We start from the raw sequence: 13791 nt of genomic DNA, 5'->3' as shown, positions 1-13791 counted from the left end.
TTCAAATAGTAAGTAATTAGCTAAAAACTTTTGTTTTTTCTGTCCAATCCACAAAGTTGTCTATAACAGAATCCACGAACTCAATTGTAGGTTCATCGGTAAGATTACCTTGCTCGTCCATTTTATTTTGGATTGATCCTATGAACACTTCGTTTCCAGGTAATGTAAGTGCTCCAATACCAGGTGCATTTAAAATCTGACGAAGCTGCATTTGTGCTCGAATCGTTCCCATTGCGCCCATAGAAGCTCCTACAATCATAACAGGCTTCTTCACCATTACTTGGTCTACACGAGAAAACCAGTCCAAAGCATTCTTTAACATGCCAGAAATCGAACCATTATATTCTGGTGTAGCGATAAGAATACCATCACTTAGCAGAATTTTATCTTTAATCTCTTTTACAATTGTAGGCGGGTTAAATTCCTCGTCCTGATTATAGAAAGGAAGTTGATCAATTGGCAAAATTTCAATTTCAACTTTATTCGTATACCTTTTTTGTAAAAAGCGAGTTAGCTTCATGTTGTATGAGTCTTGGCGATTACTACCAACCATTGCAACAATTTTCATATCGTATTCCTCCTGTAGTTTTGAGTTAATTGCACTATTCATTGTTATCAAAAATAAGCGGAAACATCAAGAAATCTGTTTCTAAACCTCAAAATGTCAATACCCTAATAACAAATTGCACCTTTTTTAGCAATTTTTCAGGAGACCTTTACCAGCTAATGTCCTTAGGTGGTTTTTAGGAGTGCACCATGTTTACATTGTTTAAGAATCATAAATTAAGATTTTACTTGCTAGGAGGTAGGGTCTCCAGGTTAGGCGACGTATTAACATGGATAGCCTTTTTATTTCTTGCTCATGGTATGACCCATACAACCTGCATGGAAATTGTTCGGATTATGATGAAATACAGTTGTCCCACGCCCATCCTTTTATAACCACCTTCACTTACTTTTAATCGTGACTTGACTTTTTTGTTTTTCTTTTATTCATGTATTTTCTTATTACCGGATAAATAATTGGTCCATATTTAATTAATTTTCGAATTAGCTTTTTCATTATATTCCTCCATTTTTTGTTCTACATCTTATATTTCCTTTTTTATTGAATTATTAAACAAAGTTAGTTTTTTTCATTTATTTATTTTAGAACGTCGAAATCCACATAGACGAAACATCATTTTATAATCGAAGTACAATTATTAAAACACCATTAAACACTGACATGATACTATTTTAAAATAGTTGAAAATAAACATATTGATTTTATTGTACTGTAGGTATAAAATGAGTAAGTATTAAATCAACCACCATTTATTATCATTGAAGAAAGAAGGAATGAAGAATTGGAAACACATTCTCCTGAACAAAAACCACCCTATGGGATGATTGCCATATTATTTGTTGGTGCATTCGTTGCCATATTAAATGAAACATTGTTAAATATAGCCTTACCTTCCATTATGACAGAGTTTGATGTGAGTCCGTCGGCAGTACAATGGCTGTCTACCGGATATATGCTAGTAAATGGCATTCTCATACCAGCTAGTGCGTTCTTTATTCAACGCTTTACCAACAAAAATCTGTTTATCACTGCAATGTTTCTATTTACAGCTGGTACATTCTTAGCAAGTTTAGCACCGTCTTTCGGAGTACTACTTGTAGCAAGAATGATTCAAGCCTCTGGTTCAGCTGTTATGATGCCACTATTAATGAATGTGATGTTAACAGCGTTTCCTGTTGAAAAACGCGGAACAGCCATGGGTACCTTTGGACTTGTTATGATTGTCGCGCCTGCCATTGGCCCAACATTATCTGGCTGGGTAATTGAACATTACAGCTGGAGAACTTTATTTTATATTGTTTTACCGATCGCAGTATTTACACTCGTATATGCCATTTTTAAATTGAAAAATATTACGCCACAACGTGATATTAAACTTGACGTCCTATCTATTATTCTATCAAGTTTAGGTTTTGGAGGACTATTGTACGGATTCAGTACAGCTGGAGAAAATGGCTGGGATGATCCTCTTGTGTATGGAACGATTATTGTGGGGGTAATTTCTGTTACCGGTTTGATCATGCGTCAGCTTCGTATGGATGATCCAATGCTCGAATTCCGGATTTTTAAATACCCAATGTTTGCATTATCCTCTGCTATTTCCATCGTGCTTGCAATAGCGATGTTCTCAGCTATGATTTTAATGCCTATTTATGTACAAACGATAAGAGGTATTTCCCCATTCGAATCTGGACTGCTCATGCTCCCAGGTGCTTTGGTGATGGGGGTAATGTCGCCAATAACAGGGCGTTTATTTGATAAATATGGACCAAAGCTATTGGCTATTTTTGGTTTATTCATTACGATTAGCACAACGTATTTCTTTAGTAAATTGAATATGGAAACAGCTTATGGAACAATTATGCTCCTTTACACCCTTCGCATGTTCGGAATGTCCATGGTGATGATGCCAGTAATGACAAATGGATTAAACCAGTTACCAATGAAGGATAACCCACATGGAACTGCTATGAACAATACGTTACAGCAAGTATCTGGAGCAATCGGTTCTGCATTACTTATTACCGTTATGAACAACCGAACAGAAACAAAGGCAGCAGAATTAGGAAAAGAAGCAATGGCAAACATCGATCCAAGTACTATGGCTTCAGAACAAGCGATGGCTGAAATGCAGGCGCAAATTGCAAATAATGCCATGTTAAACGGAATTAACTTTACATTCCTCATTTCTACAATCATCGCTGCAGGAGCGTTAATTTTAGCGCTCTTTATGAAACGGGTCGATACCAGTCAAAATCAAAAAGAACAACAAGAAATGATGATGAAACGGACAGCAAATCATGATAATCATCCAGATACTGCCACAAACGAATCCTAAAAACTGTTGTGAATACCAATCTTAGCTTGTAGAGAAACGCTTTGTTTCTTTACAAGCTTTCTTTATGTTCTACTAGGAAGTAAACCACATGCTCTCCACAGGAAAAGTCCGACTTTTCGAGGTCACTTCATCCCGTCACTTTAGGGCATTACCAGTATTACTGCCATATCAAAAAAGGCTCTCCTTCACCGAACGAACCTGAAATAGATAAAGGAATCGTTGATATTCTGATAGACCTTTGTTATTAAAGCCTGTACGCAAGTTACAATGACGAAGCACGTACGGTTCTGATGAATTATTACTAGCAGTACTAAAGTGACACTTCAATCAGTGGAAGTTTTGTTTATCCTCCAATGATGTTTAGTACCACAGGGGTATGACCTAAAGCCTCTGAACCAATCGGTCATTTACTAGCAGTAGATCCCACACTTACCAATATTGGTTTTACTTTTTGCTTAAAGTGGGGTCTTATTGCCAGTTATATGTACTGATAAATTCATCCAAAATTGCTTGATGACTCTTTACAAGAATAGTAGGTAAATTACTTGCGTTAAAAAATTGCAAAGATATCGATTCCTTTTCATCCATCTGCAAGTTGCCGTAAAAGCTCTTTGTATAATAAGCGACGGTGACGACATAAAATTCATCACCATTTTCTGCTCTAATAAAATGTTCCTTTCCAGAATAGACATTTAATAAAGCTAGACTATCTATTTGTAAACCTGTTTCTTCAAAAACTTCTCTACAGGCAACTTCTTCCGTGGATTCACCTAATTCCATTAATCCACCCGGAATCCCCCATGAACCATTAGGGAATTTGCGTTGTTGTAGCAATATTCTATTTTCTTCATCTAAAATGATAGCAACAGCTCCAACAAATATTAGCGGTCGATGCCCTACTAATTCTCTTAACGTTTCAATGTATCCCACTATCCGTCTCTCCTTTTGGCCATTTATCCTTCTTCCCAAGTTTTTCTAAATCCATAGAACGGGCGGTAGTGATGTTTTTCATAGTACGTATAGGAACTACTGCTTGCTAATAGATCAACCCTTGTTTTCGGATACATCTGGCGTACATAATCCAGTAACTGTCTTCCTAAACCTATACCGCGATAGTCTTTAGCGATAAGCAGTTCACAAATATATAATGTAACATTTTCATCCGTCAAACCTCTTACATAGCCTATAATCCTTTCTTCATCTTCTAAAACATAACGGACATTGGAATGATCCCAGGCTGCTCTCGTTGTTCCTTCATTCTGCACTAGGTTATTCCAATCCTCTTCTTGATTTAAGAGCTGAATAGAAGAAAAATCATTTTTTCGATACATACCGTATTGCTATCGTTTTTTGTTCAGTTAGCTGAATCTTCATTTCATTCTCCCTTGAATCATACATGTAGTTCATTACACTTTTCTATTAATAATTCCGCCATTTCCTTCGGTTTTACATCTATATTCATTAACTGAGGAATATCAATCCATACTGGATGATAAGTGCCTCTACCAGTTGTTTTATTACAAAATTCTTCTCCCATTCCGGTGCCAAACCTTCCAGAAACAATGCGAGCCAGAAAGAAATACTGATCACCATCGTATGAAAGAATGCCCAGACAGCTGGTAATCGAAACTACAACACCTAGTTCTTCTAAAGCTTCTCTTTTCGCAGCCTCTTCTGGAGTTTCATTCACTTCAATTCCTCCACCAGGAAAAACATAATACTCCAGTTTGTCTACCCTTCTCCTTATCAGGACTACTTGATTATTTTCAAGCAATACGACTGAACCGCGATTTCTCACAACCTCTCATCGCCTTTCTTGAGAAATTAACATGATGCATATATCAACGTATTAATCATCATAACAAAGGAGCATGTCAATCAGCTAACCTCCATATTATTAGGACTTTGATTATTAGCTACTTTCTTCGGCCTTCAACAAAAAGCAATCTATAACCATATGTATTCCGCGATTATTCGTTATTCTTATTAAATTCAAGCAGCCAACAATCGCGATACGCTCCTTCATGAAATTCGAAATTCAATAGCTTTCTTATTTTTTTAAAACCAGCTTTTTCATAGCACCTCAATGCTCTAATATTCGTAACTTTCGGATCCATTATAACCTTATTTGCTCCTTTTTCTTTTAATAAATGTTGCACCATTGTTGTTACTAGGAGTGTACCTATCCCTTTATTCCAACAATCTACCTCGCCTATGAACTGATCCATACCAAACATTACCTTTTGACATATACTCCGTCAGTGCACTCGTCTGTTCATTAATTGGGTAAATCTGAATATACCCAATCGGCGAATCTTTGTAGATTACAATGGAACGATCTATTTCTGGATTGTGATCATAAAAATCTGCATTTACCATGTCCAAGCTATAAGGTTTATCTCGCCCTTCGTAGAATTCTAATATTTTTGGATCTGTCAGCCATTTTTTTATTAAAACTTTGTCTTTAGCTTTTAAGGAACGAACACCTAACTTTCCTTTGCTCCAATTCACACGATCACCCGCTTATTAAGGTTCCAAAAAACATGCTCTGAATCAACACCAGTAAAAATGCTCCATTTAAAATCGCCTCACATAGCGTTAGTTTTTAATTTTCACAACCTTCCTCCTCCCATTCATTTTACGAAGTGCCCTCACCACTTTCCTCAGCAGGGATATGACATAAATAGCTCTTGTATCTTCATTTTTCCCTTTTCAACAGAAGTTTCAATATACCCAATGATTTGCTCAAATGTAAATACTTTCAATATTATGTCCGATCGCTTGTGGGCAGATTGAAAATCTTCCTTTACCATTCTCAGTAATGCACGAAGTTCATTTTTACTTACCTCTACAATCGAACCCGTTTCTAAGCCATATTCTAATTCATCTATAATTTGAGTCGAAACATTATAATGTTGAATTAGCATCCCATTAAGCAGACGAAAATCCTGATGATACCTTTCAAATAACTGTTTGTTTACTTCCATTCTATTTTTCAACCATGCGAAATAAAATCCATGTAACCATAGATCATCTGCTATAAGATGAGAATAATATCCCTTAATATAATCAGAAGTATCCTCTTTATATGTTTGATAAAAATCGTTCCATGCTATGACTCTCGAAAAATCTTCAATATTACCTTGATAATAATGTGATTGATCCTTAGGATGTTTTGCATCTGCAGCAATCCCTCCTAATAAAAAGGCATGCTTGTTTCGTAACGATAGTTGCTTAGCGATTTCATTTGCAATAATTAAGTGCATCATTCGTGAACCCACATCATCACTCCTAATTCTACAGTTAGGCACTACAGATGTTTTACAATCTAATTCAGAACAGGGTATAACTGGTGAATCTTAATAATTGTTTTTATTTCTGATGGTGTAATGCCCTAAATGTTGGGCTTAACTCACTCCATACATCAAATTTGTTTCCATTTGGATCATAAAACACAAAATTTCTTCCAGCATGTCCCCGATCTTCTATTTTGCCCACGTTAATATCTCTGCCTTTAAAATCTTGATGCAAGTTCGCTAACGCTTCTACACCATTCACTTCAAAGGTAACGGAAAAACATTCGTTCCCATAACTATCTGTAAAGTTAGCTGATTCACCTAATGGTGATTTAACAAGAAAAAAACTTTGATCAGCAAATTGTAGAATTGCTTTATCATTATCTTTATAATTCACTTTAGCTCCTAAGTGTTCTGCATACCACGTTGCTGATTCTTCCACGTCTTTAACAGGCAGATAGGTGGTCCCTACACGAGATAATTTCCCCTTCACTATGCTTCTTCCCCCTTAGTTAATGCTTTATTAACTGCTGCTATTGCATGTATTTTTGCTGTATCAAACAACGGAACTTGCGCATCATCTTGACCGATGAGCAAGCCAATTTCTGTACATCCTAATATAATCCCTTCAGCTCCTTGGTCAATCATCCCTTGTATAACTTCTTTATAATAGGTTCTAGAAGCATCTTTAATTTCTCCTAAACACAATTCATTAAAAATAATGGCATTGACCCGCTCTCTTTCATCCGGCTTCGGGATAATAACTTGAATTCCTTGTTCACGTAAACGAGATATATAGAAATTTTGTTCCATCGTATAATTCGTTCCTAATAATCCTACTTTATTGCAATTACGTTGTTTGATTTGCTCTGCTGTTGAGTTAGCAATATGTAAGATTGGTATATGAGTAGTTGCTTCAATGGCTGGTACTACCTTATGCATCGTATTCGTACAAATAATTAGGAAGTCGGCTCCTGCTTTTTCTAAAGCATGTGCACTTTTACTTAGTATCTCTCCCGCCTTCTCCCAATCACTAGTAGCTTGGCAACTCTCAATTTCTTGGAAGTCCACACTATACAACAAGCATTTTGCAGAATGTAATTCACCCAAGCGCTTATTTACTTCTTCATTAATGATGCGATAATACAATGCTGTAGATTCCCAACTCATGCCACCAATTAATCCAATAGTTTTCATAACTGCCTCCTTAATCATATAAACTAGTTCAATCTAATTATTTAATCGCAATGAAAGTCGAAGCATATCTCTACAAACAATTCCATTTTCAATAATTTCAGTAGGATAATGTTTTGTGAAGAAATCTTGCTCGATACCTGTAATACGAAAACCACATTTCTGATACAGGGCAAGCTGCCCTATACTGGAATTACCTGTTCCTACTTCGATACCATGAAAACCGTTTAGTTGCGCTGTTTCAATGGCATGTAAGACCAATTTTTTACCAAGTCCTTTCCCTTGAAATCGTTCATCAATAGCAATATTCATCAGTTCTGCCGTATCCATACGCTTCGCCATCAGGACATACACTCCAATTACCTCTCCTGCTTCTTCGGCAATAAAACATTTCCCCTTGATAAGATAAGCTTCAATTAATTCTTCTGACGGATCTGCTAGTAATAGCAAATGTCTCGGTGCCTGTTTCTTATCTCTTAGCTCTGTTATTTTCATTCGTTTTCTCCATTCTCATTATTCTATTTTTGAAGGGACTATTCCTAAATACCATTTGTATTCATCAATACAACTCTCCATCCATCCGGATCTTCAATAGTGATACCTTTCTCTTTCCAATAACCATTCTCTGGATCTACTTCGTAGCACCCCATATCCTGTAGCCGTTTAACTATAGAAATAATTTCCTTTTGGACGGGAATATAAAAGACTAGTAAATTATCTTTGGTGGGTGCAGGACAAGGACTACCATCCACATGTTTTGTGAATTCAAGTTGGTACGTAATCTCTGGAAGACCTAATATGACACCTGTATACCCACGATGACCAGTAAATTCGGTAATTCGCTTTAATCCTATACCTTTTTCATAAAACTCGATAACTTCATCAAATTTATCCGTTGGTCTAGCTATTCTTATTTGTGCTGCAAAAAAATCATGAAATTCCATTTATTTATGCACTCCTTGTTTTGTTGTTATAATTGATGCCATCCATATACATATTCTGTAAGTTTCTTTTCAGCGATCATAATCTCTTTTGCATCTATTCGCTTGGCGCCCATTGTTTCATAAAAATAGCGTGCATTATTATCAGCTAACACTAATACAAGCATAGACCGGAAGCCATCTCTCCTCAATTGTTGTGTGACAGAACGAAATAAACGTCTACCGATACCTATTCCTTGATAGTTCTTTAATAAATAAATCGCATACAGCTCCCCTTGATAACCAGGGTAGTCATTCGTTCGTTCTTGACCACCAACTGCAAAACCTACAATATTTCCAGTATGATCTTCCGCTATAAACACGGTCTGATTTCTAAGATTATCGTTCCAAAGATTAGTTCGCCTCTCATAAGTCTGCTTTTGTATATAAGCATCCGGAATAATTCCTTTATAAGTGGATTTCCAGCTTTCCACATGTACGTAGGCTATTTTAGCTGCATCCGCCATAATTGCCTTTCTTATTTTCATCGTATCACCTTTTTATGTATTACTTGGAATTAGCTTTCATACGTTAAAACACTTCACGTTCCCTATTTTTCGATAATCTACTTGTCTCATTTGCTTGAAGCATCTTTGAAATATAAATAAAGCCAATAACGCATATGGCTGTAATTCCCCAGCTAAGAACATTCCGTATAATCAGACCTTTATCAAAGGCATCTACACCATAAACCGAAATAAGCTTAATTTTTATAAAAGCCAAGATAATTTCTCTTGCTGCAAAACCCAGTGTAATCAGATTGAACACGAGAAAATATTTCCGCTCATTAAAAATCGCCTTCATTTTTTGCCTACTGTATCCCTGCAATTCCACAAAATCTAATGTAAACAATAGAAAGAGTGGCCTTTTTATTAATATAGTAAATAGGAAAAAAACTGCCATCGCAAAGGCATAGTAGACATTATTCCAAAGCATCTGCAATGCCGATCCTGCCAGCACATTTACTAAAGTACTTGCTATAAGTGTCAGAATCATAAAGGCACCAAATATATTAACCTGTTTAACTCTAAAAAAGCGAATAAACGAATAAATAATTCCTGGAATCGTCGATATTAGCATCGCTGTGTAATCTCCGATTGTATCTCTCATAAAATTCCAAATAAATAATGGAAATACTAGATAGCAAATGACATCCCAGATCACAATATTTTTTTGCATAAGGTACGCTCCCATTTTTTCCAATTAGCTAAACTTAAATACTTCCAGAAAACATAGTGCTCTCAGCCACAGGATTGCATGGTATAGCTTCCCATTATATCCAATAAACTTATTAACAAGCATATATGTACCATAGTCCAACTACTATTTTTCGCATATATCTACCTATCAAACTTTCCTTATTGCCTGTTAAATACTGTATCTATTCCTAATTTACTAGATTGTTAGCTATTTACCCAGCTTCAACATCATTCGAATGGTTTGTAGCTCGTGTCCGTCAAAATTCTCCGTGAATTCCTCGATAACCTCGAACCCTTTGGATTGATAAAATCGCTTTCCAATGTCATTATCCTTTTCGACATTAATATATATTTCTCTTGCCCCTCGTAAATAGTCAATTCCATGAGTTAATAGAGCAGTTCCGAGTCCAATGCCTTGGTATGCTGGCAACAAATATATAGCTCCAAGTTCTACTTTCCCTGAATCAAATACAGGCGAAAAATTTGCAAACCCTACGATCATTTTATCAAAATCAACAACAAAAAGATTTGAAAAATCCATTCGACGCCTCATCATCTCATCACTGTAGGCAGAATTTAAAAAGTTATCCTGAATAGGTAACGGAATAATACCATCATACGTGGCATGCCAGCTTTCTTTAGCAACAGCTTGGACAGAAGCAATATCTCGTTCTTCTAGTTGGCGGATTACATAATTCATCATTACGCTCCTTTCTATTATATAAAAAGCATTAATGAAAATGCTTGCTATTTTTTCTGTCAATGCGTCTATATTGTCCTGTTTATACTTCTATTCTCATCTGTTTTTCAAGTCAGCCATTTTCAAACAACATATAACTAAATCTGTAAATTTAGTGAGATAAGCATATCATCTAATATAATTAAATTCATTATATTATGAATTCGATAATACTACAAAAAAAGATGCAGGATTATATACTATCCTCCATCTTTTATCAGTATTGCTTATTCTATAACTTTGTTTCGTTGCAAGGATGGTGGGCAAGCAAAATTGTATGCTTTAATTTTTTTGTTTACCGTTTTAATTTTTCTTTTTCTTTCTTCACCTTCTAAAGCGCTAATTTCTTCCTTTAGCGTGTCAATCTCATTTGCTAATTCAACCCACTTCGGAAGTACATGATTATCCTTCATGGTTTTGTATAACTGTTTTTCACTTGGATTCATGTAATCCTTTCCCAGCTTTAAAGGTTTTCCTTTGCCCGGTAAATGATCAAACTGACCATCCTTTTCCGCCTTCCTAATCATTTCACCAATAGGATCAGCATACTTCGGCTTCTCTTTTAGTTCATTTTTTTCATCATGATCTTGATCCATACGTTCACCACCAATCGCTTTTTTACGATGATGTTCCAATAAATAGCTTATGCATTTGTATTCGACAAATTCACCAAAGTACCTGCCTTATCTGAAATATTCATAAAGTTGTCACAGTATATGTACCTAGATAGACTGGAAAAAGCGTAGTCTTAATATTGATAAATAAGTTCAACTGCAGCTTCTATCTCTATTTGACCTGGTTCTATCGGTGTAGCGAAGCTCTCCGCTGTTGTAGCAAACGTTTTATAAGCAACTGGTGGTGATTCTGTCTGTTCAATAATTTTAACAGGGATTTGATCTAGATTAAGCTGCAACGAGTCGGCAATGGTTCGTGCTTTTCTTCCACCGTCCTCAAGGGCAAAACGAAGCGCCTCCTCATAAAATGCCTGAGGATGATCTGTAGTAAATACAATATTGGATACCCGATTAACTCCCTGCTGCACAGCGGTATCAATTACAATTCCAATCTGATTTAAATCCTTTATGATGACTCGTATCGCATTGCTAACCTGATAGCCTCGGTCAATTTGTTTTCCATCTTCATAATCATACTTCGGGGAAATTGTATACGAAGCAGTTTGAATATCTTCTTGTGAAATTCCTAGGTTTAATAAAGATTGAATCACTTGATTCATCGTTTGCGCATTTTCCTGTTGTGCTTGGCTCAGCGATTGATTTTCCGTCACAACAGCCAATTGAATTGAAACGACATTTGGTTCAACCGAGACCTTTCCATTTCCATACACCGTTAGTCTTCGCCTTGACTCTGTAGCTTCAGGAGTGGGCTGCTGTCTGACATAAGGGTTGTAAGAGTATTGCATCTGCACTCTCCTTTCTCCATTTATATCATTCTATGCTTTGTATAAGTAAATGATTAACTATTTTCATGCTTGGCTTTTATATTTGTGAACTTCAGCGAACCTGCAACAGATTCGAATATTCTAATCTATACCTCCTTCCACTTGTTGCTCCAATTGAGTCAAGATTTGCTTTTTGTAATATTCGTTTTGTAACATGGGAAGTCGGTAGTTGGAGAAATTCTCTCGCTTGTCGATTGTTAATATATGGATTAATTAATAAAGCATAATCGGCAAGTGCTTGTTTATGGGCCTCATTTGACTGCGAATGACAATTAGAGCAATACCACTTGCCATAATAGAAAGTCATTTTATTCCGTTCACAGCTTGGGCATAGGACACCTTTCATTCATCAGCATGTACTCCATACATCTGCATAGCATCGATCTCTTCGGGAGTATAAACTGGAAGGATAGATACAGCAAATCGGTCTCTGTAAAGCACTTTTTAGAATAGCGTGCTTGAAGTTTATCGATTCTCTCTATTAATCTCTCCTTATGGATAACTATTTTTGTAATTGCTGATTTATTGGTTAAATTCTTTAAAATTGTATTAGCGTTGCTATAAACAACAAGCTTCTCTAAAGGAATTGATGGGAGGTTAAATTGCCGGAGCCAGCGAAGTAGACAAAGATGCTGCAGGTTGATCTGATCGATTGGATTTCTAAGAACCTGTTCCATGTCATCGGTAACTCGAATTACTTGTCCGCTATCATTAAAAATGACAGGCTCCTTTATGTTCTTAACTTCTTTCATTACTAAAAAACGATTCAAGAGGAGTGAACTACTCCCACCACTTACCACCCTTACGGGTTGCTTGAAGTGTATTTGTAACTTCGACGACTTAGTTGTGAACTTCAGCGACTTTGCTTAATTCTGCCAATAATCAGGATCAGACATCCGCATTTCTTCAACTACATCATCTAAGTCAGCAGGTGTTATGGTAAAAATTGAATTTTCATCTATTGCTTGCTTTGCTGCTTCATAAAAGAAACGAGTGCTTCCTGGATATTCCTCATCCATTAAAATAAGACAGGCATCACTTTTGTCAGCTAACCACATATTTTTCGCTTTAAATTGAAACGAACCTTTATAATCTCCTTGGTAAATAGGCTTGTAAAAATCAGCTGTAGCCACTAATGCTTGATATTTTTCCTGAAGTGACTCTGGCCAGCGTGTTTCTTGATTTTCAAAAGGCGGAAAGATACCTAGTTTTATATCATAATCCTCTTGTAAATCTAACACGATTTCTGCTGTCCATATTTCCACTCCCATTTGCCCTGATAGGAGTATCCATTCTAGTCCCTCTTCTATGAGTGGGACAATTCGCTTTACAATAGCAGCCTTTATATATGTGATTCGCGGATCATCTTCTTTAAATATGTTTATTTCCATTGGTTTATATCCTGTGACTGCTAAAATTTTCATCTATATGCCTCCTTGCTATTAGAACAAAAACGCAAGCATCCGATTAGAAACGTAGCAACTAGAGCCAATCAACGGAGATAAAGGAATCACGGGGTGCTTGCGAGTCGATGATGACTTAGATTAGGTCAATTCGTGAAGTCGACTCGTTTCTGGGCGCTGGAGCTAGACGCAGCTCCAGCGCCCATATTTATCCACATGGGCTAATTTTATATTTTCCTCACTATCGTTGCATTAAACAAAAACAAAAATGTCAAGTATTAATTAATTTCAAATAAATGTAATTAAAGGGAATTTATAGTCTTCAAAGATATAAAAAAATCCTTATAATTAGATGACAGAAGGTTCAAAGTCCTGTCCATACCCTAATTATAAGGAGTTCTCATGGACAAGAATAACACAAAATCAGTTTTTAAGGAATATATTCAACCAACAGAAATGAAAGTCATTTCTAAAATTATTGATCAGTTGAAGATTGATAAGTATGTTAAAAAACTAGATAGCCTCACCTTCACCAAATTATTTATTTATGCTCAATTGAAACAGTTATCAAGTCTTAAAGAGATTAGTTTCAAGGTACGGCACAAGAAAAAATTG

At 36.1% G+C, this 13791-nt stretch carries 21 protein-coding genes; 2 read left to right on the top strand and 19 right to left on the bottom strand.

Translation table 11 applies throughout. The features are described from left to right. Positions 1-16: 16 nt before the first annotated feature. Entirely contained in the window at positions 17-568 is a 552-nt protein-coding gene (locus JUJ52_RS21215) for an NADPH-dependent FMN reductase (RefSeq protein WP_026682062.1), read from the bottom strand. A gap of 820 nt (positions 569-1388) precedes the next feature. Between JUJ52_RS21215 and JUJ52_RS21205 the strand changes: the two genes are divergently transcribed. Further along, a complete protein-coding gene (locus tag JUJ52_RS21205) occupies positions 1389-2906 on the top strand; it encodes a DHA2 family efflux MFS transporter permease subunit (RefSeq protein ID WP_051388366.1) in 1518 nt (505 codons plus the stop codon). Positions 2907-3374: 468 nt separating this feature from the next. On the opposite strand, the gene JUJ52_RS21200 is transcribed toward JUJ52_RS21205, so the two are convergent. The 18 genes from JUJ52_RS21200 to JUJ52_RS21120 all read right to left on the bottom strand — a co-directional run bounded on the left by JUJ52_RS21200 (position 3375) and on the right by JUJ52_RS21120 (position 13197). Continuing rightward, positions 3375-3836 carry an NUDIX hydrolase gene (locus tag JUJ52_RS21200; RefSeq protein WP_026682061.1) on the bottom strand — a complete coding sequence of 154 codons (462 nt, stop codon included), beginning with the start codon at positions 3834-3836 and terminating at the stop codon, positions 3375-3377. Between the two features lie 23 nt (positions 3837-3859). Next, positions 3860-4237: a GNAT family N-acetyltransferase gene (locus JUJ52_RS21195; RefSeq protein ID WP_121604785.1), complete on the bottom strand. Its 378-nt coding sequence runs from the start codon at positions 4235-4237 to the stop codon at positions 3860-3862. Positions 4238-4296: 59 nt separating this feature from the next. Beyond that, on the bottom strand, positions 4297-4704 hold the full coding sequence (locus JUJ52_RS21190; RefSeq protein WP_205388366.1) for an NUDIX hydrolase: 408 nt from the start codon (positions 4702-4704) through the stop codon (positions 4297-4299). 172 nt (positions 4705-4876) lie between these two features. Further along, positions 4877-5134, bottom strand: a complete 258-nt coding sequence (locus JUJ52_RS23630) for a GNAT family N-acetyltransferase (protein WP_308036063.1) — start codon at positions 5132-5134, stop codon at positions 4877-4879. Continuing rightward, positions 5097-5417 (bottom strand): GNAT family N-acetyltransferase, encoded by a 321-nt coding sequence (locus tag JUJ52_RS23625; RefSeq protein ID WP_308036062.1) that lies wholly within the window; start codon positions 5415-5417, stop codon positions 5097-5099. The genes JUJ52_RS23630 and JUJ52_RS23625 overlap by 38 nt, the downstream gene beginning before the upstream one ends. A 152-nt stretch (positions 5418-5569) precedes the next feature. Beyond that, on the bottom strand, positions 5570-6187 hold the full coding sequence (locus tag JUJ52_RS21180) for a zinc dependent phospholipase C family protein (RefSeq protein WP_026682058.1): 618 nt from the start codon (positions 6185-6187) through the stop codon (positions 5570-5572). Between the two features lie 91 nt (positions 6188-6278). After that, positions 6279-6695 (bottom strand): VOC family protein, encoded by a 417-nt coding sequence (locus tag JUJ52_RS21175; protein WP_121604783.1) that lies wholly within the window; start codon positions 6693-6695, stop codon positions 6279-6281. Beyond that, positions 6695-7399 carry an aspartate/glutamate racemase family protein gene (locus JUJ52_RS21170; RefSeq protein WP_205388365.1) on the bottom strand — a complete coding sequence of 235 codons (705 nt, stop codon included), beginning with the start codon at positions 7397-7399 and terminating at the stop codon, positions 6695-6697. Before JUJ52_RS21170 ends, JUJ52_RS21175 begins: the two co-directional genes overlap by 1 nt. Before the next feature lie 33 nt (positions 7400-7432). Continuing rightward, entirely contained in the window at positions 7433-7891 is a 459-nt protein-coding gene (locus tag JUJ52_RS21165) for a GNAT family N-acetyltransferase (RefSeq protein ID WP_121604781.1), read from the bottom strand. A gap of 44 nt (positions 7892-7935) precedes the next feature. Next, entirely contained in the window at positions 7936-8340 is a 405-nt protein-coding gene (locus JUJ52_RS21160) for a VOC family protein (protein WP_026682054.1), read from the bottom strand. Between the two features lie 26 nt (positions 8341-8366). Continuing rightward, complete coding sequence (locus JUJ52_RS21155; protein ID WP_121604780.1) at positions 8367-8864, bottom strand: GNAT family N-acetyltransferase; 498 nt, start codon at positions 8862-8864, stop codon at positions 8367-8369. 43 nt (positions 8865-8907) lie between these two features. Beyond that, positions 8908-9555, bottom strand: coding sequence for a VC0807 family protein (locus JUJ52_RS21150; RefSeq protein WP_034679329.1), 648 nt, complete (start codon positions 9553-9555; stop codon positions 8908-8910). 228 nt (positions 9556-9783) lie between these two features. Beyond that, positions 9784-10275 (bottom strand): GNAT family N-acetyltransferase, encoded by a 492-nt coding sequence (locus JUJ52_RS21145; protein WP_166529792.1) that lies wholly within the window; start codon positions 10273-10275, stop codon positions 9784-9786. Between the two features lie 266 nt (positions 10276-10541). Continuing rightward, complete coding sequence (locus JUJ52_RS21140) at positions 10542-10910, bottom strand: DnaJ family domain-containing protein (protein WP_026682051.1); 369 nt, start codon at positions 10908-10910, stop codon at positions 10542-10544. Between the two features lie 152 nt (positions 10911-11062). Next, positions 11063-11734, bottom strand: coding sequence for an SIMPL domain-containing protein (locus JUJ52_RS21135; RefSeq protein WP_026682050.1), 672 nt, complete (start codon positions 11732-11734; stop codon positions 11063-11065). 91 nt (positions 11735-11825) lie between these two features. Beyond that, positions 11826-12119, bottom strand: coding sequence for a hypothetical protein (locus JUJ52_RS21130; RefSeq protein WP_152525436.1), 294 nt, complete (start codon positions 12117-12119; stop codon positions 11826-11828). Beyond that, positions 12091-12543 (bottom strand): NERD domain-containing protein, encoded by a 453-nt coding sequence (locus JUJ52_RS21125; RefSeq protein WP_026682049.1) that lies wholly within the window; start codon positions 12541-12543, stop codon positions 12091-12093. The genes JUJ52_RS21130 and JUJ52_RS21125 overlap by 29 nt, the downstream gene beginning before the upstream one ends. A gap of 96 nt (positions 12544-12639) precedes the next feature. After that, positions 12640-13197 (bottom strand): SLOG family protein, encoded by a 558-nt coding sequence (locus JUJ52_RS21120; RefSeq protein WP_026682048.1) that lies wholly within the window; start codon positions 13195-13197, stop codon positions 12640-12642. Positions 13198-13578: 381 nt separating this feature from the next. On the opposite strand from JUJ52_RS21120, the gene JUJ52_RS21115 reads away from it, so the two are divergent. After that, the coding region (locus JUJ52_RS21115) for a DUF4372 domain-containing protein (protein ID WP_228089189.1) at positions 13579-13791 on the top strand (213 nt) is incomplete at its 3' end.

This window comes from Virgibacillus sp. AGTR (assembly GCF_016919725.2).
GTDB classification, from domain to species: Bacteria; Bacillota; Bacilli; order Bacillales; family Amphibacillaceae; genus Virgibacillus; species Virgibacillus salarius.
Note: the sequence above shows the minus strand (reverse complement) of the source record. Positions and strands in the feature narration are given on the sequence as shown.

What these genes read in the sequence shown, in the direction of transcription:
- JUJ52_RS21215 (WP_026682062.1), bottom strand. Translation starts at nt 568, where the DNA reads ATGAAAATTGTTGCAATGGTTGGTAGTAATCGCCAAGACTCATACAAC.
- JUJ52_RS21205 (WP_051388366.1), top strand. Translation starts at nt 1,389, where the DNA reads ATGATTGCCATATTATTTGTTGGTGCATTCGTTGCCATATTAAATGAA.
- JUJ52_RS21195 (WP_121604785.1), bottom strand. Translation starts at nt 4,237, where the DNA reads ATGTATCGAAAAAATGATTTTTCTTCTATTCAGCTCTTAAATCAAGAA.
- JUJ52_RS23630 (WP_308036063.1), bottom strand. Translation starts at nt 5,134, where the DNA reads ATGGATCAGTTCATAGGCGAGGTAGATTGTTGGAATAAAGGGATAGGT.
- JUJ52_RS21170 (WP_205388365.1), bottom strand. Translation starts at nt 7,399, where the DNA reads ATGAAAACTATTGGATTAATTGGTGGCATGAGTTGGGAATCTACAGCA.
- JUJ52_RS21165 (WP_121604781.1), bottom strand. Translation starts at nt 7,891, where the DNA reads ATGAAAATAACAGAGCTAAGAGATAAGAAACAGGCACCGAGACATTTG.
- JUJ52_RS21160 (WP_026682054.1), bottom strand. Translation starts at nt 8,340, where the DNA reads ATGGAATTTCATGATTTTTTTGCAGCACAAATAAGAATAGCTAGACCA.
- JUJ52_RS21155 (WP_121604780.1), bottom strand. Translation starts at nt 8,864, where the DNA reads ATGAAAATAAGAAAGGCAATTATGGCGGATGCAGCTAAAATAGCCTAC.
- JUJ52_RS21150 (WP_034679329.1), bottom strand. Translation starts at nt 9,555, where the DNA reads ATGCAAAAAAATATTGTGATCTGGGATGTCATTTGCTATCTAGTATTT.
- JUJ52_RS21145 (WP_166529792.1), bottom strand. Translation starts at nt 10,275, where the DNA reads ATGAATTATGTAATCCGCCAACTAGAAGAACGAGATATTGCTTCTGTC.
- JUJ52_RS21140 (WP_026682051.1), bottom strand. Translation starts at nt 10,910, where the DNA reads ATGGATCAAGATCATGATGAAAAAAATGAACTAAAAGAGAAGCCGAAG.
- JUJ52_RS21135 (WP_026682050.1), bottom strand. Translation starts at nt 11,734, where the DNA reads ATGCAATACTCTTACAACCCTTATGTCAGACAGCAGCCCACTCCTGAA.
- JUJ52_RS21130 (WP_152525436.1), bottom strand. Translation starts at nt 12,119, where the DNA reads ATGAAAGGTGTCCTATGCCCAAGCTGTGAACGGAATAAAATGACTTTC.
- JUJ52_RS21120 (WP_026682048.1), bottom strand. Translation starts at nt 13,197, where the DNA reads ATGAAAATTTTAGCAGTCACAGGATATAAACCAATGGAAATAAACATA.